Origin of the sequence: Aquitalea aquatica, assembly GCF_013911085.1 — a bacterium.
GTDB classification, from domain to species: Bacteria; Pseudomonadota; Gammaproteobacteria; order Burkholderiales; family Chromobacteriaceae; genus Aquitalea; species Aquitalea aquatica.
This window is the reverse complement of sequence record NZ_JACERN010000022.1, coordinates 41706-59794: the sequence shown is the minus strand read 5'-3', so window position 1 is coordinate 59794 and position 18089 is coordinate 41706. Positions and strand designations below refer to the sequence as shown.

The window sequence follows — 18089 nt, the reverse complement described above, 5'->3', positions numbered from 1 at the left end:
CGCCAGATGACCGACGTCCGGGCATGTCCAGCATTTTGTGTAAACCAGACCTTCCCCACTCACCTGTCAAAAGACAGCTTTGGCCGACCAACAGCCGATGTGTCAGCCTGGCCGACGGTAATTCGGCCATAGCGGACAAATACCAACATACCATGCCAGCCGCTGATCATTTGCTTGCGGCCATTTACAAGACGCGCCATCTCTCCTGCATTGGCAATGGAATCACTGACAGAATCGCCACCAGCAAACTGGCCAATCCACATAGCCCCATCAGCCAGGCCATCGCCCATGGTGTGCCATCGGCAAACCATCCCACTAATGCAGCACTCAGAATTCCACTGCCGTAGTGCATGGCGCCAAGCAGTGAAGAGGCAGTGCCTGCCTTGTGTGGCAGATGCTCCAGAGCGCCAGCCACCGAATTGGCCACAATGAAGCCATTCATCGACATATAGAAAAAGATGGGTAACACCACGCCGGCCAAACCACCGATTGACCAATGCACATCCATCATCAGTACAAGGCCGGACAGTGCCAGGACCAAGCACCCGGCCATGAATAAATGCTTGCTGGAGAATCGTCCCAGCAGGTGGCGGTTGGCTGCATTAGCCAGCATCATGCCGGCAATATTGATACCGAACAGATAACCATATCCCTGTGGCGAGACATGAAAATACTCGATATAGGCAAACGGGGTTGCCACGATGAAGGTATAAGCACCGGCATAAAAAAATGCACCTGCCAGCGCATAGACCAACAAGCTTTTATCTTGCAGCAGGGACAGATACTCCCTGAACACCTGTTGGGCCGGCTGCGTGTTACGGTTTTTCCTGGCCAGTGTTTCTGGCAAATAGCGCAAGCAAAATAACAAAAGTGCCGCCACGATGGTCAGCAGCCAAAAAATGCCTTGCCAGGACCAGACCAGTAGAATCTGCCCTCCCAGCAGCGGCCCAAGCAAGGGAGCCACCCCCATGATGAGGATCAGCGTGGAGAGCTTGTGAGCCGACTGTTCCCGCCCGTAGCGATCCCGCACCATGGCGCGCGACAGTACCGGTCCGACACAGGCGCCAACTGCCTGGATGACACGCCACAGCATCATCTGCCACACGGTATCCGATAGTGCGCATCCTGCCGAACCAAGGGCAAACAGGACAATACCAATGGCAATTGGTTTGCGCCGTCCGACACGGTCGCTGTAGGGTCCCCAAAACAGTTGCCCCATGCTGAAGCCCACCAGGAAGGCAGAAAAGGTCAGCTCGATACCGGCACGGCTGGCGTGCAAGGCATGCTGCATGCTTGGCAGGGCGGGCAGGTATAAATCAGTGGAGATGGAGGCGAAAGACATCAGCGCGCTGAGAATCAGCATCAGGCGCAGATCACGTTGCTGTGTCATGGGGTAGTGGAGAAGAGTAGATAAAAAATGCAGAGATGTCTGACCGCAAAGATCAAGCTCGGCGCGGCCCGTCGGTACATGGGCTGCGCTGTGCTCATTGCCGGTGTACGCCCAGGCTTTCGCCGACATGCAGGGCAGGGTCCAGGCAAATGGCCCGGACAATTTCTGCCACGCTACGCCGGGATACCACCTCGTGCGCAGCCTTGAATGGCTCGCCTTTGCGCGTCAGGCCATATGCGGCGATATCTTCGTCATTGAGCCAGGCGGGGCGCAACAGGGTGTATTCCAGCCCGGATGCTTCAACAATGGCGGCAGAGTCCCGATACGGGTCGAGGATGTTGCGATACTTTTCGCCCGGAACCTCAGCGTAAATACCCATTGAGCTGATGAATACCAGCCGGTGCAGGCCAGTGTGCTGCATGGCTGCGACAATGGCCTTGGCCTGGCTTGCCATCTCGCCGGACAGGTTGGCATAGACTAGGTCCTGCCCGGGCATGGCCGCGCTCAACTGCGCTACATCGCGGGCGTCACCCTCTACCAGCGTCACCCGTGGATGCGTGGCGAGTGATTGCAGCCGCTGCGCACGGCGCAGGTAGAGCGTCAATGCCACATCAGCGTGCTCCAGTAACAGCCGGGTGACGACGCGGGCAATCTGGCCATGGGCACCAATAATCATCACCCGCCGCATGCGCTACCCTCTCCGCTGGCGGCATAGTCAGCATCGCTCACGGCCTCCATCCAGTCGGCCGATTTGCCGTCCAGCGCCTCCTGGATGGCAATATGGCTCATGCTGCTCTCAGGCATTGCCCCATGCCAGTGTCGGGTATGGGGCGGAATGCGCACCACATCGCCCGGGCGAATTTCCTGCAGCGGGCCGCCGGCGCGTTGTACATAGCCAGCCCCGGCGGTAACCAGCAAGGTCTGCCCCAGCGGATGGCTATGCCAGTGGGTGCGTGCTCCGGCAGGAAAGGTCACCAGACCGGCAGAAGCCCGGTCGGGGCCAGCCGGGGAGAACAGCATCTCCAGTTGAACCAGGCCGGTAAACCATTCGGCTGGCACGGCTACCGTGGCGCGTGTGCTGGAATGGGAAATCAGCAATCCTTCAGCCCCGGCGTCGCTACCCGTTTGCGTGTTGGTGTTCATGCCGGTTCTTTCAAAGAAGCCATATCAATGACGAAGCGGTATTTCACATCGGCCTTGAGCAGGCGGGCGAAGGCGTGATTGATATCCTGGATGCGGATCAGTTCGATATCGGAGTGAATGCCGTGCTGGCCACAGAAATCCAGCATTTCCTGTGTTTCTGCGATGCCGCCAATCAGCGAGCCGGCCAGCGCCTTGCGGCTAAACACCAGCGGGCCGGTATTGAAATCATCCAGCGGTCCCAGGTAGCCCACCATCACCATGGTGCCGCCGGATGCCAGCGTCGGAATGTAGGGATTCACATCATGCTGGTAGGGCACGGTGTTGATGATCAGGTCGAATTTTCCGGCTACTGCAGTCATCTGCGGGGCATCGGTGGACATCACCACATGGTCAGCGCCCAGGCGGCGGGCATCGGCCTCCTTGCCGGGTGAACGGCTGAACAGCGTGACCTCGGCCCCCATGGCCTTGGCCAGCTTCAGACCCATATGGCCCAAGCCACCCAGGCCGACGATGGCCACCTTGCTGCCCTGGCCGACCTGCCAATGGCGTAGCGGCGAATAGGTGGTGATGCCGGCGCACAGCAGCGGAGCCGCGCCAGCCAGATCCAGACTATCCGGCACTTTCAGCACGAAGTCCTGCGCCACGACGATTGTCTCGCTATAGCCGCCATAGGTACGGCTGCCATCAATCGGGTCCTGATGGTTGTAGGTATAGGTTGCCCCGTTCTGGCAATACTGTTCCTGGCCGTGCTCACAGGGCGCACAGTGTTTGCAGGAGGCCACCAGGCAACCCACGCCCACCCGGTCGCCGATCTGGAAACGGCTTACGCCGGAACCTACAGCCAGCACCTTGCCGATGATTTCATGGCCGGGCACCATCGGATAATTGGCATTGCCCCAGTCGTTATGCACATTGTGCACATCAGAATGGCAGACGCCGCAGTAGAGGATTTCGATCACCACATCATCTGCGCGCGGGCTGCGGCGTTCGATCTGGAATGGTGCCAGCAGGCTGCCGGATGACTGAGCGGCGTAACTTTTGACGCGATAGTTCATACGCTGTTTCTTCCTGAATACTTGATGTCTGGCAAGGGCTGCCAGTCGCCGGGGGCGGTGGCAGCCCATGCTGGTGTGAGCGGTTAGCGTTCTGTGGGCCTGAGTTCCGCTTCAGGACTGCACGACCGGCTGCTGGATATCGCCAAAGCGGAAGGCAGAAGTCACGCCGCCATCCATCAGGATGTCGCTACCGGTGATAAAGGTGCCATCCTGCCCCATCAGCAGGGCGGCGACATGGCCCACTTCATCCGGCGTGCCGGCTCGTCCTACCGGGCTGCCTTCAATCATGCGACGGTAACCGGCACCGCGCGGGCCATTCAGTTCGTCATTGGCCAGCGGGGTGATGATGATGCCGGGGCTGATGGTATTGACCCGGGCGCCACGCTGACCCCAGCGTACGGCCTCGGCCATCACCCGCAGTGAATTGCCGCGCTTGGACAGCTGATAGGCATGCAGGGTATCCACCACTTGTGATGGCTGCAGAAAATCCAGCTCAAGCAGCTGTTCGGTGGGTGTCATGGCCAGTGCACGGTCCTGTTCCTGGGTCAGGGCAGGCAGGCGATGACCGGATTGCGAAGCGATGACCACGGCAGAACCACCCCTGGCCATGACATTGCCGAACAGCTCCAGCACCAGCGCCGTGCCGTACAGGTCAACACGCAAGATCGTTTCCACCGGCGCTTGCGACGGGGAAACCCCGGCGGCATGAATCAGCCCGGTGATCGGGCCTAATTGTTCAGCTTGCTTGACCAGGGCCAGGACCGATTCGCGCGAACTCACATCCACGCTGGCGGCGGTGGCCGTGAAACCTGCATTGTGGAAAACGGCACTGGCTTGTTCTGCATCCTGAAGGCTCAGTGATGCCAGCAAGATCTGCTTGCCCACACCAATGCGCCGGGCAATGGCCTGGCCGATCAGTCCGGCTCCAACGACGACGACGACTTCTTTTTGCATGATCAAGACTCCTGCTTGTTTGTATGCCGCTACTATAGGAAATTAAATATCAAGCGAATAGCCGATAAAAAATTGCATAAGTAGCAACTTTATATTGATAATTCATCACGCCATTAATCTGCGATGCAGCCCCATGCCCATTAACGAGTTACGTTCCATTTCCATGTTTGCCAAGGCTGTCGAGCTGGGCAGTATCCGCAAGGCTGCCCAGGCGCAAGGGGTGTCGGCACAGGCGGCCACCCAGGCCATCGCCATGCTTGAAAAACACCTGGGCGTACGACTGCTGCACCGCACCACGCGTAGCCTGGCACTGACCGAGGAAGGGCAGCAGTTTCTGGAAGATGCACAGCCTGCGCTGGCGACGCTGGAGCGTGCAGTCAATACCGCACGGGCAGGGAAAGAAGGGATTGCCGGACCACTGCGGATTGTTGGGCCCAAGTCATCATTTGCCGGTATTTTGATGCCGCTGCTGGATGCATTCTGTCAGGCACATCCTGAAGTGCGACCGGATGTCGCGCTGGATGATGGTATTGGGGACTGGGTGCTGGACCGGGTGGATGTGGGATTTCGCATTGGCGCATCGGCACAGGATGGCGTGATCAGCCGCCGGCTGTTTCCCATCCAGTTAATCGTTTGCGCAGCACCAGAATATCTTGCGCGCTACGGCATACCGACAACCATAGAAGAACTCAGTACTCACCGCTGCAGTGTGTTCCGACACCCGGTAAGCGGCAAGGTATTGCCCTGGTATCTCACGGTGGATGGCAAGGTGGAGCAGCGCCATTTTCCCCCCGCCTTTTACAGCAACGATACTGAGCTGGAACTGCAAGCCGTGCTTTCGGGGCAGGTGATAGGGCAAGTGGCCAATCTTTCCGCAGCACCACACATCCGCTCCGGCAGATTGATTCCCTTGCTGCTGTCGCAACTGAGCACGCCGTTTGCACTGCATTTGTACTACGGCAGTCGACAGGCACTCCCGGTGCGGGTCAGGGCGTTTCTAGATCTGACGCTGGAAAAGTTGCGGGACAGCCCGGAACTGGTTCTGTCAGAGCAGGAACTTGCCACTGCCCATGAAAAAGTCAGCCAAATCTGTTTGCACGGGCAATAGATGAGCAATCCGGGTTCGGGCCTGCCCGGAACTCCGTGTAAAACGGTCCTTGCTTCCAATGATGCTGACCGGCCGCTTTGGCTGAGAAGCACTCACCCCACATGCGCTCACCTCTGGTGACCCTGCACACCCGCCAACTGAAAAAGGAGAAGGGGCCAATGGCCCCTTCTCCTTGCTCAGACTCCGACCAACTTTATTCGGATCCGACGAACTTTATTTACTCTAGTCACACACCACTCAGACTTGCTTACTCCACCGTCACACTCTTGGCCAGGTTGCGTGGCTTGTCGACGTCGGTGCCGCGGGCCAGGGCGACGTGGTAGGCCAGCATCTGCACCGGAATGGTGTGGACGATGGCGGACAGCACGCCGACATGGCGCGGGGTGCGGATGACGTGTACGCCGTCGGATTCGCTGAAATGGCTGTCCAGATCAGCAAACACGAACAGCTCGCCACCACGGGCGCGCACTTCCTGCATGTTCGACTTCACTTTTTCCAGCAGGGCGTCGTTGGGGGCAATCACCACCACCGGCATGCTTTCATCCACTAGCGCCAGCGGGCCGTGTTTCAGCTCGCCGGCCGGGTAGGCTTCGGCGTGGATGTAGGAGATTTCCTTGAGCTTGAGCGCGCCTTCCAGCGCAATCGGGTAGTGCAGGCCACGGCCGAGGAACAGGGCGTTTTGCTTGGCGGCAAACTTGTCGGACCAGGCCTTGATTTGCGGCTCCAGGTTGAGCGCATGCTGTACTGAACCCGGCAGCTGACGCAGCGCTTCCTGATAGCCATGCTCGGCAGCGGCATCCACCCGGCCACGCTGCTTGCCCAGGGTGACGGCCAGCGCAAACAGGCCGACCAGCTGGGTGGTGAAGGCCTTGGTGGAGGCCACGCCGATTTCGGCACCGGCGCGGGTGTAGAACACCAGTTCGCTGGCACGCGGAATGGCGGATTCACGCACATTGCAGATGGACAGGGCCATGGTATGGCCCAGTTCCTTGGCGTATTTCAGCGCTTCCATAGTGTCCAGCGTTTCGCCGGACTGGGAGATGGTCACCACCAGATGCTTGGGATTGGCAAAGGCATCGCGGTAGCGATATTCGCTGGCGATTTCCACATCGCAGCTGATGCCGGCAATGCTTTCAATCCAGTATTTGGCGGTCAGGCCGGCATAAAAGCTGGTGCCGCAAGCCAGAATTTTCACGCCCTCTACCTGCGGCAGCAGCTTGGCGGCGTTCGTGCCGAACAGTTCGGCGACAAAGCCGTTTTCCAGCACCGCTTCGATGGTGTCGGACAGGGCCTTGGGCTGCTCGTGGATTTCCTTCTGCATGAAGTGGCTGTACGGGCCCAGTTCCAGCGAGGCCAGCGAGACGTCGGACACATGCACGGCGCGTTCGATGACCTGATCGTTCTTGTCATGCAGCAGCACGCTGTCACGGGTAAGCAGGCCGATATCGCCCTCTTCCAGGAAGATGACGCGACGGGTGGCGGACAGGATGGCAGACACGTCGGAAGCAATGAAGTGCTCGCCTTCGCCCAAGCCCACCAGCAGCGGGCAGCCCATGCGGGCGCACACCAGTTCGTCCGGGCGGTCCAGCGCGATCACGCCGATGGCGTAAGCGCCGGTCAGCTGGCGGGTGGCTTGCTTGACCGCATCGAATAGGCTGACACCGCCTTGGTAGTAGTGATGTACCAGATGGGCAATGACTTCGGTATCAGTCTGCGAGGTGAATTGGTAGCCCAGTGCCTTCAGTTGCTGGCGCTGTTCTTCGTGATTCTCGATGATGCCGTTGTGCACCACGGCAATGCTGTCGTGCGAGACATGCGGGTGGGCATTGGGCTCGGTTACACCGCCATGGGTGGCCCAGCGGGTATGGCCGATGCCAAGCATGCCCTGCAGATTTTCGGCAGCGGCAGCGGCTTCCATTTCGGCCACGCGGCCAACACGGCGCACGCGGCTGATCGCCGTACCGGTATGCACGGCGATGCCAGCGGAGTCATAACCGCGATATTCCAGTCGTTTCAGGCCATCTACCAGGATGGAAACCACATTACGCGCCGCAATGGCGCCGACGATGCCACACATTATTTTCTCCTTGCACTATCACTGTTCGAGGGCGCGCAGATCAGCGTGATGCCCTTCGCTTTGATCATGTCCGCTGATGCGGCGGGCAGGGCCTCGTCGGTAATCAGGGTGTGAATGCTGTGCCACGGCAATTCCAGATTGGGAATGCGGCGGCCTATCTTGTCCGACTCCACCATCACGATGACTTCGCGCGCCACCTCGGCCATGACCCGCGACAGCCCCACCAGTTCGTTGAAGGTGGTGGTGCCGCGTTCCAGATCGATGCCGTCGGCACCGACAAACAGCTGGTCGAAATCGTAGGAGCGCAGTACCTGCTCGGCCACCTGGCCCTGGAAGGATTCGGAGTGCGGGTCCCAGGTGCCACCCGTCATCAGCAGGGTGGGTTCGTTTTCCAGCTCGCGCAGCGCAGCGGCCACATTGAGCGAATTGGTCATCACCACCAGGCCGCGCTTGTTGCCCAGCAGGGGAATCATGCCGCTGGTGGTGGTGCCGCTATCGATGATGATGCGGTTATGGTCGCGAATGCGTTCGGCAGCGGCACGGGCGATATCCAGCTTGCGGTCGGACAGCTGGCCAGCATCCGGTTCGGCCATCATTTCGCTGGGCAAGGACACCGCACCACCATAGCGGCGCAGCAGCAGGCCGCCGGTTTCCAGCAGGGCCAGATCCTTGCGAATGGTCACTTCAGAGGTGGCAAAGCGGCGGGTCAGCTCGTCCACGCTCACCTCGCCCTGTTCTTGCACCAGGGTGGCAATGGCATGGCGGCGCTGCTGGGTGTTTCGTTTGGTCATGCCGTGGTTTCGTTTCGAAAGTTTGCCGATGATAGCAAGGCGAAAAATCCTTGGCAATGAAGCAAAACAACAAATTAGGCAATTTTCTTTCGTTTCGAAAGAAAAACGACAACACTGAAAGAAAGCCCCCAGCAAAAACCCGGTGGCTTCCTACAGGAAACACACCGGGTTTCAGCAGAGCACTGGCCAGCCGCTTCAGCTCTTTTTCTGCGGTCGCTTCCAGCCGGCAATTGTCACCTGCCGTGCACGGGCCACGGTCAGGGCATCGGCCGGAGCGGTGCGGCTGATCACCGAGCCGGCACCGACGGTTGCGCCGCTTTCCAGCGTGACCGGAGCCACCATCAGCGTGCCGGAGCCGACAAACACATTGTCGCCAATCACGGTCTTGAATTTGTTCACGCCATCGTAATTGCAGGTTACCGAGCCGGCACCCACATTCACCTTGCTGCCAATCTCGGCATCGCCAATATAGGTGAGGTGATTGACCTTGGAACCCAGCCCAACCGTGCTCTTTTTGATTTCGACAAAATTGCCAATATGCACTTCGTCGGCCAGAGCCGCACCAGGACGCAGGCGGGCATACGGGCCGATGCGGCAATCTGCCCCGACCACGGCATCCTCCAGATGCGAGAACGCAGCGATACGGGTGCCTGCCGCGATCTTGACGTTTTTCAGCACGCAGTTGGCACCGATTTCGACATTGTCGCCCAGCTCCACCACGCCTTCGAACACGCAATTGACGTCGATGCTGACATCGCGGCCATGTTGCAGGCTGCCACGGATATCAATGCGGGCCGGGTCGGCCAAGGTGACACCGGCAGTCAGCAGGGCACGCGCCTGATTCAGTTGCAGGATGCGTTCCAGTTCGGCCAGTTGCAGCTTGTTGTTGACCCCAGCGGCTTCCCAGGAGGCCGACACGCTGGCGCTTTCCACCGGGATGCCAGCGGCGACGGCCAGTTCCAGCACGTCAGTCAGATAGTATTCGCCCTGGGCATTGCCATTACGCAAGGCATGCAGCCAGTCGCCCAGATGGCGGTTGGGCAGCACCATCATGCCGGTATTGATTTCACGGATGGCCAGCTGCTCCGGCGTGCAGTCCTTGTGTTCGACAATGGCCTTGAGCTTGCCATCGGCTCCGCGCAGCATGCGGCCATAGCCTGTGGCGTCGTCCAGTACGTCGGTCAGCACCGCCATGCCATCGCCAGCAGCGGCAATCAGCTGCTGCAGCGTTTCGCTGCGGGTGAGCGGCACATCACCGTACAGCACCAGGGTCTTGCCATCTTGTGGTAGTGCCGACAGCGCCATTTTCAGCGCGTGGCCGGTGCCCAGCTGCTCGGCCTGCTCGGCCCAGATGATGTCTTCATCCTTGATGACCTGACGCACCTGTTCACCGCCAAATCCGTACACCACCACCAGCCGTGTCGGCTTGAGCGTGCGGGCGGTGGCAATGACACGCGCCAGCATGGGCGCACCGCCGATGGGATGCAAAACCTTGGGTTTGGCGGAGTACATGCGGGTACCCTTGCCTGCCGCCAGAATGACAATGCTGAGGCTGTCCATGCGAGCTCTTTACTGGTCAAAAATAATGCAGAAATGAAAAAGGCTGCCACAAAAGTGGCAGCCTGCAACTATACACGATTCGTTCTCGCGCTTTTAGTGCACACGCTTCTTGAGGTAATCCAGTGCCTTGAGCTGGGCAATGGCTACTGCCAGGGCAGCGTGCGCCTTTGCCGTGCTCAGGTCATCGGTAGCATGCTGCAGAGATTCCTCTGCAGCGCGCTTGGCCTCATTGGCGCGAGCTTCGTCGAGATCCTCGCCGCGGATCGCCGTATCAGCCAGCACGGTGATGTGGGTGGGCTGCACTTCCAGCATGCCGCCGGAGACAGCCACCAACACTTCTTCCTTGCTGCCGGGTACTGTCATGCGCAGTACACCGGGTTTGATACGGGTCAGGAGCGGCACGTGTCGCGGATAGACACCGATCTCACCTTCCAGCGCCGGAGCGACCAGAAACTCGGCTTCGCCAGAGTAGATGAGTTGTTCGGTGCTCACCACTTCCACATGCATCTTGGACATAAGCCCTCTCCTTAATTAAAGGGTCTTGGCTTTCTCAGCGGCTTCTTCAATAGAGCCAACCATGTAGAACGCTTGTTCCGGCAGGTGGTCGTATTCGCCAGCGAGAATCGCCTTGAAGCCCTTGATGGTGTCGCGCAGGGAGACGTATTTGCCCGGAGAACCGGTAAATACTTCGGCCACGTGGAAGGGCTGGGACAGGAAACGCTGGATCTTACGAGCGCGTGCCACGACCAGTTTGTCTTCCTCGGACAGTTCGTCCATACCCAGAATGGCGATGATGTCGCGCAGTTCCTTGTAGCGCTGCAGCGTGGATTGCACGCCACGGGCTACGGAGTAGTGCTCGTCACCAACCACCAGCGGGTCCAGCTGGCGCGAAGTGGAGTCCAGCGGGTCAACGGCCGGGTAGATACCCAGGGCAGCGATGTCACGCGACAGAACCACGGTAGCGTCCAAGTGGGCAAAGGTGGTTGCCGGGGACGGGTCGGTCAAGTCATCCGCAGGGACGTATACGGCCTGGATGGAGGTAATGGAACCATCCTTGGTCGAGGTAATACGTTCTTGCAGACGGCCCATTTCTTCGGCCAGAGTCGGCTGGTAACCCACTGCGGAAGGCATACGGCCCAGCAGTGCGGATACTTCGGTGCCGGCCAGGGTGTAACGGTAGATGTTGTCAACGAACAACAGTACGTCACGGCCCTTGCCAGACTCGTCCTTCTCGTCACGGAAGTGCTCGGCCATGGTCAGACCGGTCAGAGCAACGCGCAGACGGTTACCCGGCGGCTCGTTCATCTGGCCATACACCATCGCTACCTTGTCCAGTACGTTGGAGTCCTTCATTTCGTGGTAGAAGTCGTTACCTTCACGGGTACGCTCACCTACACCAGCGAACACGGACAGACCGGAGTGGGCCTTCGCGATGTTGTTGATCAGTTCCATCATGTTCACGGTCTTGCCTACACCGGCACCGCCGAACAGACCAACCTTACCGCCCTTGGCAAACGGGCACAGCAGGTCAATCACCTTGATGCCAGTTTCCAACAGGTCGGTAGCGGAAGACAGCTCGTCGAACTTCGGAGCAGACTGGTGAATGGCGCGACGTGCGTCGGTAGCCACCGGACCAGCTTCATCAACCGGATTACCCAGTACATCCATGATACGACCCAGGGTGGCGTTACCCACCGGCACCGAAATCGGTGCGCCGGTGTTGGCAACAGCCATGCCACGCTTCAGGCCGTCCGAGCTACCCATCGCAATGGTACGGACCACGCCGTCGCCCAGCTGCTGCTGGACTTCGAGCGTCAGGTCAGCGTCAACCAGCTTCAGGGCATCATAAACCTTCGGCATGGCGTCGCGCGGGAATTCCACGTCGATCACCGCACCAATGATTTGTACGATTTTGCCTTGGCTCATTATCGGTTCCTAAACATTTAACTTTTACAGTCTGTGTACGGCTTACACCGCTGCGGCACCAGCCACAATCTCAGACAGCTCAGTGGTAATCGCCGCTTGACGGGCCTTGTTGTACACAAGGCGCAGCTGCTTGATCGTATTACCCGCGTTGTCGGTTGCGGCTTTCATGGCCACCATACGCGCTGCCTGTTCGGAAGCCATATTTTCGGCCAGAGCCTGATACACCACCGACTCCAGGTAACGCTTGACCAAGAACTCCATCAGGCTGGGGGCATCCGGTTCGTAGAGGTAATCCCACGAATGCGAGTGCTCCACCACCATGTGATGCGGAGTCAACGGCAGGAGCTGTTCGATTGTCGGTTCCTGCTTCATCGTGTTGATGAAACCGGAATAGACGATGTAAACCGCGTCCAGTTCGCCTTCAGCGTACTGCTTGAACAGCACTGTAAGCGGGCCAATTAGTTTGTCCATCTTCGGAATATCACCGAGCTGGACAGCGCTAGCCACAACATTGAGACGAGCACGCTGGGTAGCAGCCAGGGCCTTTTGACCCAGGCAGCACACGTCGATTTCGACGTTTTGATCCTGCAGCTCCTTGACTTTGGCATAGAAGCGCTTGAACGAGTTTACGTTCAGGCCGCCACACAGGCCCTTGTCAGAAGAAACCAGGATGATACCAGCGCGCTTGACAACGTCACGGCGTGCAAGCAGTGGATGACCAAGATCCGCGTTTGCCTGAGCAAGGTGCGCCATAACAGTGCGCACCTTCTCAGCATAAGGACGGGCAGCGCGCATACGCTCTTGCGTTTTGCGCATCTTGGAGGTTGACACCATTTGCATCGCGCGAGTGATCTTCTGCGTGTTTTGCACGCTTCGGATCTTGGTGAGAATCTCTTTACCGACTGCCATTCCTGAACCTTTCTTTAGCTACGACGTGAGTCGAAAGGCTCAGTTGAAGCTGTAGCCAGCCTTGAACGATTCCATCGCCTTGGCCAGTAGCTTCTCGTTGTCGCCGGACAGATCGCCCGAAGCGTTAACGGCTGCCAGTACATCGCCGTGGTTCGCACGCACGTAGGCGAGGAACTCGGCTTCGAATGCCAGGGCCTTCTTCACCGGAACGTCTTCGTAGCTACCCTTGTTCACAGCCCACAGGGTCAGCGCCATTTCAGCGGTGGCCAGCGGCACGAACTGCTTCTGCTTCATCAGTTCGGTAACCACTTCACCGTGTTGCAGCTGCTTGCGGGTTGCTTCGTCCAGGTCGGAAGCGAACTGCGAGAACGCAGCCAGTTCACGATACTGAGCCAGGGCCAGACGAATACCACCACCCAGCTTTTTGATGACCTTGGTCTGGGCCGCACCACCCACGCGGGATACCGAGATACCGGCGTTGATGGCCGGACGGATACCTGCGTTGAAGAGGTCGGATTCCAGGAAGATCTGGCCGTCAGTGATGGAAATCACGTTGGTCGGAACGAAGGCGGAAACGTCACCAGCCTGGGTTTCGATGATAGGCAGTGCGGTCAGCGAACCGGTCTTGCCCTTCACTTCGCCCTTGGTCAGTTTTTCTACTTCGTCCTCGTTGATGCGGGAAGCGCGTTCCAGCAGACGGGAGTGGAGGTAGAACACGTCGCCAGGGTAGGCTTCACGGCCCGGGGGACGACGCAGCAGCAGGGAGATCTGACGATAGGCAACGGCTTGCTTGGACAAGTCATCGTATACGATCAGTGCATCTTCGCCGCGGTCGCGGAAGTATTCGCCCATGGAGCAGCCGGAGTACGGTGCAATGAATTGCAGCGCAGCAGCTTCCGAAGCGGTAGCAGCAACGATGATGGTGTGACCCAGTGCACCGTGCTCTTCCAGCTTGCGAACCACGTTGGCGATGGACGAGGCTTTTTGACCTACGGCTACGTAGATACAAACAACGCCAGTTCCCTTTTGATTGATGATGGCGTCCAGAGCAACGGCAGTTTTGCCGGTCTGGCGGTCACCAATGATCAGCTCACGCTGACCACGGCCAACCGGAACCATGGAGTCAATGGCTTTCAGGCCGGTCTGCATCGGCTGGGATACGGATTGACGCGCAATCACGCCCGGCGCGATCTTTTCGATCGGGCTGGACAGCTTGGCGTTAACCGGACCCTTGCCGTCGATCGGCTGACCCAGAGCATTGACAACACGGCCCACCAGTTCCGGACCTACCGGCACTTCCAGAATGCGACCGGTACACTTGACTTCGTCGCCTTCGGAAATGTGTTCGTACTCGCCCAGAATCACGGCGCCGACAAAGTCGCGCTCCAGGTTCATGGCGAGGCCGTAGGTGTTGCCCGGGAACTCGAGCATTTCGCCCTGCATCACGTCTGCCAGACCGTGGATACGAACGATACCGTCGGTCACGGAAATGACCGTACCTTTGGTACGGACTTCAGCGCCTTCAGCCAGGTTCTGAATCTTGGCCTTGATCAGATCGCTGATTTCAGAGGGGTTCAACTGCATGATCTCTCCTAATTCTTGAGGCTTGCCGCCATCGCTTGCAGCTTGCCGCGCACGGAACTGTCGATGACATCGTCACCTACCAGTACGCGCACACCACCGATCAGATCGGCATTGTCACGCACATCAAGACGTACGGTTTTGCCGTATTTCTTGGAAAGCGTGCTGGTGAGTTCGGCTTTCTGTTCTTCGGTCAGCGGGAACGCCGTTTCAACTTGCGCATCAACGATGTTTTCCGCTTCGGCCTTGTACAGTTCGAACTGACTGGCGATATGCGGCAGCAGCATCAGGCGGTGGTTCTCGATCAGGGCGACCAGAAAGTTTTTCACGCTTTCATTGGCACGCTCGCCGAGGACATCCAGCATCAGCGCCTCAACCTCTTTTGCGGTATGTTTCGGATTGGTGACAACTTCGACCATATCCGGGTTGTTCACCATGGCAGCCAGCCACGCAAGCGCATCGGACCACTGGTCCAGCGTACGCGTTTCGGTGGCGAGGCTGTATACCGCTTCGGCGTAGGGCCTTGCGACGGTAATGAGTTCTGCCATGAGTTAATTAAAACTCCGCTTTGATGGAGGAAAGCAGGTCGGCGTGCTTGGCTGCATCGATCTCTTTGCGCAGGATCTTCTCTGCGCCGACTACGGCCAGCTGGGCCACATGCTCACGCAGGGCTTCCTTGGCACGCATCACTTCCTGATCGATCTGACCTTTGGCGTCAGCCACAATACGGGCACCTTCAGTGCTGGCATTGTCCTTGGCTTCGTCCACGATCTGGGTAGCACGCTTCTCGGCAGAAGCAATGATTTCCATTGCTTGCTGCTTGGCCTTGCGAACTTCGTCCGCAACGCGCTTTTCAGCGGCTTCCAGATCTTGCTTGCCACGTTCTGCAGCGGCCAGGCCGTCTGCAATACGCTTGGCACGCTCTTCCATCATATTGGTAAGCGGAGGCCAAACAAACTTCATGGTGAACCATACCAGGATGGCGAACGTGATCGCCTGGCCCAGTAGTGTTACGTTAAATTCCACGCTTGTTTTCCTCCAGAGAATGACTTCTACACCAACCGTTTACTGACTAAAAATTAGCCACCCAGAGCTGCTTTGGCAGCGGACAGGAACGGGTTGCTGAAGGTGTACAGCATGGCAACGCCCACACCGATCATGGAAATCGCGTCAAGCAGACCGGCGATAATGAACAGCTTGGTTTGCAGAACCGGGATCATTTCCGGTTGACGGGCGGAGGCCTCGAGGAACTTGCCACCCAGAATGGCGAAACCGATAGCAGTACCCAGAGCGCCCAGGCCAATGATCAGAGCAGCTGCGATAGCGGTCATCGACTGAATCTGAGAAACGAGTGCTTCCATTATTTATCTCCTAAGACTTATGCAAGGATGGTTGGTAAAAAAACTAAAACAAAGGTAAAGCTCAAACTAAAACAAATACTACGAACTCTTTAGTGCGCTTCCACTGCCAGGCTCAGGTACACGATGGTCAGCATCATGAACACGAAGGCCTGCAGGGTAATGATCAGGATGTGGAAAATGGCCCACGGTGCGCCCAGAACCCACTGCGCGCCCCAGGGCAGCAGTGCGATCAGGATGAAGATCAGTTCGCCAGCGTACAGGTTACCGAACAAACGAAGCGAGAGAGAGATCGGCTTGGCGACCAGTTCCACCAGCTGGAAGATGAAGTTCAGCGGAGCCAGGATGATGGCACCAACCGGATGGTGGGTATGGAAGGGAGCAGTCAGCAGTTCCTTGAACCAGCCGCCCAGGCCCTTGGCCTTGATGGAGAAGCCGATGATGCACAGGAATACGGACAGCGACATGGCGAAGGTGGCGTTCACGTCGGCGGTCGGTACCGAACGGAAATAAACGTGATGTGCTTCCAGGCCGAAGAAGCTGTGACCAATCCACTGCGCAATATTCGGCAGCAGGTCAACCGGCAGCATGTCCATGGCGTTCATCAGGAAGATCCAGCAGAAGATGGTCAGTGCCAGCGGGGCGATGACCTTGCTTTTTGCATGGAAGATTTCCTTGACCTGGGTATCGACCAGTTCAATGATGGATTCGACGAACAACTGCAGCTTGCCCGGATTTTCCAGGCTGGCACGACGGGCCACCATCGCAAAGATGCCGGCGAACACGAAGGCCAGGACCAGGGACACCGAGAAGGTATCTACGTGCAGGCTCCAGAAGCCACGAGCCGGGGACGGATCGGAGTTCCAGAAAGTAAGGTGGTGGTTAATGTACTCAATTGCGTTGCTTGCCATCGCTCTTTTCTCAATTATTTGATTAGAAGCCCTAACCAGTAGCCGGACACCGTGGCGAAAAAGCCTGCCAGCAAACCCACTACCGATAAATCCTTGAAAAACACCAAAGATGCACCAAACATTAAGACAGTCAGAATGAATTTGACTGCCTCTGCCATGAAGTGCGCCTTCATCAGCACCGCAGGTGGGACATGACGCTTGGCGTAGGCGATTCTGGCATAGACCGCGGCTGGAATCAGCGCCGACAATCCCCCCAACAGAACCGACACCGGAACCACCGTGGTGCCACCACTCAATACGGCGCCAAGTAGCACGGCCACTACAAGCAGTTTTGCCTGCAGGCGCAGCACGCGCCCGACTTCCGGATTTTGCATGTCCGACACTTAAAAAATCGCTCGATTATAGGCTGAGGGCTTGATTTGCGTCAAACTGAACATCACCCGCACCATTGCAGTGCAACATATAATCATTTGCTTGATTTTGCTTGAAGTTTTTCCAGCAGCCGTTCCAGATCGTCCAGATTGGCATACTCCACCTGCAAACGGCCCTGCCCGCGTGCGCCATGACGGATGCTGACCTTGGCTCCGATGCATTCCGAGACTTCCTGTTCCAGCCGGGCAATGTCCGGATCTACGCGCTTATCCACGGTCGCCACTGTGGTTTTTTGGTCAGACAATTGTTGTACCCGGCGCTCGACTTCGCGTACCGACCAGCCCTTGTCCACCGCCGTCTGCGCCAGCTCCAGCTGCTGCACCACCGGTAGCGCCAGCAAGGCACGGGCATGGCCCATTTCCAGCAGACCCTGATGCAACATGTGCTGTACCGGCTCCGGCAGCGCCAAGAGGCGCAGCAGATTGGACACGGCGCTGCGCGAACGGCCCACCGCATCGGCAGCGGTTTCATGTGTCAGACCGAATTCGCTGATCAGCCGCTTGAGACCTTGCGCCTCTTCTATCGGGTCCAGTTCCTGGCGCTGGATGTTCTCGATCAGCGCCATGGCCAGGGCAGCTTCGTCAGCTACGGTTTTCACCACGGCCGGCACTTCGGCAAGACCCGCCTTGCGCGCGGCACGCCAGCGTCGTTCGCCGGCGATCAGTTCGTATTCACCGAGGCCCACTTCGCGCACCACCACCGGCTGGATAATGCCCTGCACCCGGATCGACGCGGCCAGCTCATCCAGCGCCACTTCATTCATATGACTGCGCGGCTGGTATTTGCCGGGACGGATCAGGTCGATGGAAAGCGTGGTGAGACGGTCGTCTACCGCGGCGCTGGTGGCGAGGAGCGCGTCAAGACCGCGCCCGAGTCCTTTGAGTTTGGCCATGT

At 58.3% G+C, this 18089-nt stretch carries 19 protein-coding genes; 1 reads left to right on the top strand and 18 read right to left on the bottom strand.

Translation table 11 applies throughout. The features are described 5' to 3' along the window. Positions 1-184 precede the first annotated feature (184 nt). From H2Z84_RS06180 to H2Z84_RS06160, 5 genes are all read right to left on the bottom strand, one after another. Positions 185-1519 carry a Bcr/CflA family multidrug efflux MFS transporter gene (locus H2Z84_RS06180; protein ID WP_220272724.1) on the bottom strand — a complete coding sequence of 445 codons (1335 nt, stop codon included), beginning with the start codon at positions 1517-1519 and terminating at the stop codon, positions 185-187. Then, complete coding sequence (locus tag H2Z84_RS06175) at positions 1485-2066, bottom strand: NAD(P)H-binding protein (protein ID WP_220272723.1); 582 nt, start codon at positions 2064-2066, stop codon at positions 1485-1487. The genes H2Z84_RS06180 and H2Z84_RS06175 overlap by 35 nt, the downstream gene beginning before the upstream one ends. Next, positions 2066-2533 (bottom strand): (R)-mandelonitrile lyase, encoded by a 468-nt coding sequence (locus H2Z84_RS06170; RefSeq protein WP_181835195.1) that lies wholly within the window; start codon positions 2531-2533, stop codon positions 2066-2068. Before H2Z84_RS06170 ends, H2Z84_RS06175 begins: the two co-directional genes overlap by 1 nt. Then, the gene (locus H2Z84_RS06165) at positions 2530-3588 is read right to left on the bottom strand and encodes an NAD(P)-dependent alcohol dehydrogenase (protein ID WP_181835194.1); all 1059 of its coding nucleotides are present in this window, start codon (positions 3586-3588) and stop codon (positions 2530-2532) included. The genes H2Z84_RS06170 and H2Z84_RS06165 overlap by 4 nt, the downstream gene beginning before the upstream one ends. A gap of 111 nt (positions 3589-3699) precedes the next feature. Then, the gene (locus tag H2Z84_RS06160; RefSeq protein WP_181835193.1) at positions 3700-4542 is read right to left on the bottom strand and encodes an SDR family oxidoreductase; all 843 of its coding nucleotides are present in this window, start codon (positions 4540-4542) and stop codon (positions 3700-3702) included. Positions 4543-4675: 133 nt separating this feature from the next. Here H2Z84_RS06160 and H2Z84_RS06155 point away from each other — a divergent pair, with 133 nt between their 5' ends. Then, positions 4676-5650 carry a LysR family transcriptional regulator gene (locus H2Z84_RS06155; RefSeq protein ID WP_181835192.1) on the top strand — a complete coding sequence of 325 codons (975 nt, stop codon included), beginning with the start codon at positions 4676-4678 and terminating at the stop codon, positions 5648-5650. Positions 5651-5897: 247 nt separating this feature from the next. Here the strand turns inward: H2Z84_RS06155 and glmS are convergent, their stop codons facing one another. From glmS to H2Z84_RS06090, 13 genes are all read right to left on the bottom strand, one after another. Further along, positions 5898-7727 carry a glutamine--fructose-6-phosphate transaminase (isomerizing) gene (gene glmS / locus H2Z84_RS06150; RefSeq protein WP_181835191.1) on the bottom strand — a complete coding sequence of 610 codons (1830 nt, stop codon included), beginning with the start codon at positions 7725-7727 and terminating at the stop codon, positions 5898-5900. Further along, the gene (locus H2Z84_RS06145) at positions 7727-8518 is read right to left on the bottom strand and encodes a DeoR/GlpR family DNA-binding transcription regulator (RefSeq protein ID WP_181835190.1); all 792 of its coding nucleotides are present in this window, start codon (positions 8516-8518) and stop codon (positions 7727-7729) included. Before H2Z84_RS06145 ends, glmS begins: the two co-directional genes overlap by 1 nt. Before the next feature lie 195 nt (positions 8519-8713). After that, positions 8714-10078, bottom strand: coding sequence for a bifunctional UDP-N-acetylglucosamine diphosphorylase/glucosamine-1-phosphate N-acetyltransferase GlmU (gene glmU, locus H2Z84_RS06140; protein ID WP_181835189.1), 1365 nt, complete (start codon positions 10076-10078; stop codon positions 8714-8716). A 93-nt stretch (positions 10079-10171) separates the two neighbouring features. Further along, positions 10172-10594 carry a F0F1 ATP synthase subunit epsilon gene (locus tag H2Z84_RS06135; RefSeq protein WP_059285294.1) on the bottom strand — a complete coding sequence of 141 codons (423 nt, stop codon included), beginning with the start codon at positions 10592-10594 and terminating at the stop codon, positions 10172-10174. Positions 10595-10609: 15 nt separating this feature from the next. After that, positions 10610-12004 carry a F0F1 ATP synthase subunit beta gene (gene atpD / locus H2Z84_RS06130; protein ID WP_124644486.1) on the bottom strand — a complete coding sequence of 465 codons (1395 nt, stop codon included), beginning with the start codon at positions 12002-12004 and terminating at the stop codon, positions 10610-10612. Between the two features lie 42 nt (positions 12005-12046). Further along, positions 12047-12913: a F0F1 ATP synthase subunit gamma gene (gene atpG, locus H2Z84_RS06125; RefSeq protein ID WP_124644485.1), complete on the bottom strand. Its 867-nt coding sequence runs from the start codon at positions 12911-12913 to the stop codon at positions 12047-12049. A gap of 39 nt (positions 12914-12952) precedes the next feature. Continuing rightward, complete coding sequence (gene atpA, locus H2Z84_RS06120) at positions 12953-14497, bottom strand: F0F1 ATP synthase subunit alpha (RefSeq protein WP_181835188.1); 1545 nt, start codon at positions 14495-14497, stop codon at positions 12953-12955. Between the two features lie 8 nt (positions 14498-14505). Next, complete coding sequence (locus tag H2Z84_RS06115) at positions 14506-15042, bottom strand: F0F1 ATP synthase subunit delta (RefSeq protein ID WP_103523579.1); 537 nt, start codon at positions 15040-15042, stop codon at positions 14506-14508. A 7-nt stretch (positions 15043-15049) separates the two neighbouring features. Then, positions 15050-15520: a F0F1 ATP synthase subunit B gene (locus H2Z84_RS06110; protein WP_103523580.1), complete on the bottom strand. Its 471-nt coding sequence runs from the start codon at positions 15518-15520 to the stop codon at positions 15050-15052. A 53-nt stretch (positions 15521-15573) separates the two neighbouring features. Beyond that, positions 15574-15855, bottom strand: a complete 282-nt coding sequence (atpE, locus tag H2Z84_RS06105; protein ID WP_045847701.1) for a F0F1 ATP synthase subunit C — start codon at positions 15853-15855, stop codon at positions 15574-15576. Positions 15856-15944: 89 nt separating this feature from the next. After that, a complete protein-coding gene (gene atpB / locus H2Z84_RS06100; protein ID WP_181835187.1) occupies positions 15945-16763 on the bottom strand; it encodes a F0F1 ATP synthase subunit A in 819 nt (272 codons plus the stop codon). Positions 16764-16777: 14 nt separating this feature from the next. Next, entirely contained in the window at positions 16778-17137 is a 360-nt protein-coding gene (locus tag H2Z84_RS06095) for an ATP synthase subunit I (protein ID WP_181835186.1), read from the bottom strand. A gap of 92 nt (positions 17138-17229) precedes the next feature. After that, positions 17230-18087, bottom strand: a complete 858-nt coding sequence (locus H2Z84_RS06090) for a ParB/RepB/Spo0J family partition protein (RefSeq protein WP_181835185.1) — start codon at positions 18085-18087, stop codon at positions 17230-17232. Positions 18088-18089: the final 2 nt, after the last annotated feature.

What these genes read in the sequence shown, in the direction of transcription:
- H2Z84_RS06165 (WP_181835194.1), bottom strand. Translation starts at nt 3,588, where the DNA reads ATGAACTATCGCGTCAAAAGTTACGCCGCTCAGTCATCCGGCAGCCTG.
- H2Z84_RS06145 (WP_181835190.1), bottom strand. Translation starts at nt 8,518, where the DNA reads ATGACCAAACGAAACACCCAGCAGCGCCGCCATGCCATTGCCACCCTG.
- glmS (WP_181835191.1), bottom strand. Translation starts at nt 7,727, where the DNA reads ATGTGTGGCATCGTCGGCGCCATTGCGGCGCGTAATGTGGTTTCCATC.
- H2Z84_RS06115 (WP_103523579.1), bottom strand. Translation starts at nt 15,042, where the DNA reads ATGGCAGAACTCATTACCGTCGCAAGGCCCTACGCCGAAGCGGTATAC.
- H2Z84_RS06175 (WP_220272723.1), bottom strand. Translation starts at nt 2,066, where the DNA reads ATGATTATTGGTGCCCATGGCCAGATTGCCCGCGTCGTCACCCGGCTG.
- H2Z84_RS06160 (WP_181835193.1), bottom strand. Translation starts at nt 4,542, where the DNA reads ATGCAAAAAGAAGTCGTCGTCGTCGTTGGAGCCGGACTGATCGGCCAG.
- atpE (WP_045847701.1), bottom strand. Translation starts at nt 15,855, where the DNA reads ATGGAAGCACTCGTTTCTCAGATTCAGTCGATGACCGCTATCGCAGCT.
- H2Z84_RS06180 (WP_220272724.1), bottom strand. Translation starts at nt 1,519, where the DNA reads ATGTCGGCGAAAGCCTGGGCGTACACCGGCAATGAGCACAGCGCAGCC.
- H2Z84_RS06095 (WP_181835186.1), bottom strand. Translation starts at nt 17,137, where the DNA reads ATGCAAAATCCGGAAGTCGGGCGCGTGCTGCGCCTGCAGGCAAAACTG.
- H2Z84_RS06170 (WP_181835195.1), bottom strand. Translation starts at nt 2,533, where the DNA reads ATGAACACCAACACGCAAACGGGTAGCGACGCCGGGGCTGAAGGATTG.
- H2Z84_RS06135 (WP_059285294.1), bottom strand. Translation starts at nt 10,594, where the DNA reads ATGTCCAAGATGCATGTGGAAGTGGTGAGCACCGAACAACTCATCTAC.
- H2Z84_RS06090 (WP_181835185.1), bottom strand. Translation starts at nt 18,087, where the DNA reads ATGGCCAAACTCAAAGGACTCGGGCGCGGTCTTGACGCGCTCCTCGCC.
- atpD (WP_124644486.1), bottom strand. Translation starts at nt 12,004, where the DNA reads ATGAGCCAAGGCAAAATCGTACAAATCATTGGTGCGGTGATCGACGTG.
- H2Z84_RS06155 (WP_181835192.1), top strand. Translation starts at nt 4,676, where the DNA reads ATGCCCATTAACGAGTTACGTTCCATTTCCATGTTTGCCAAGGCTGTC.
- atpB (WP_181835187.1), bottom strand. Translation starts at nt 16,763, where the DNA reads ATGGCAAGCAACGCAATTGAGTACATTAACCACCACCTTACTTTCTGG.
- atpA (WP_181835188.1), bottom strand. Translation starts at nt 14,497, where the DNA reads ATGCAGTTGAACCCCTCTGAAATCAGCGATCTGATCAAGGCCAAGATT.
- glmU (WP_181835189.1), bottom strand. Translation starts at nt 10,078, where the DNA reads ATGGACAGCCTCAGCATTGTCATTCTGGCGGCAGGCAAGGGTACCCGC.
- atpG (WP_124644485.1), bottom strand. Translation starts at nt 12,913, where the DNA reads ATGGCAGTCGGTAAAGAGATTCTCACCAAGATCCGAAGCGTGCAAAAC.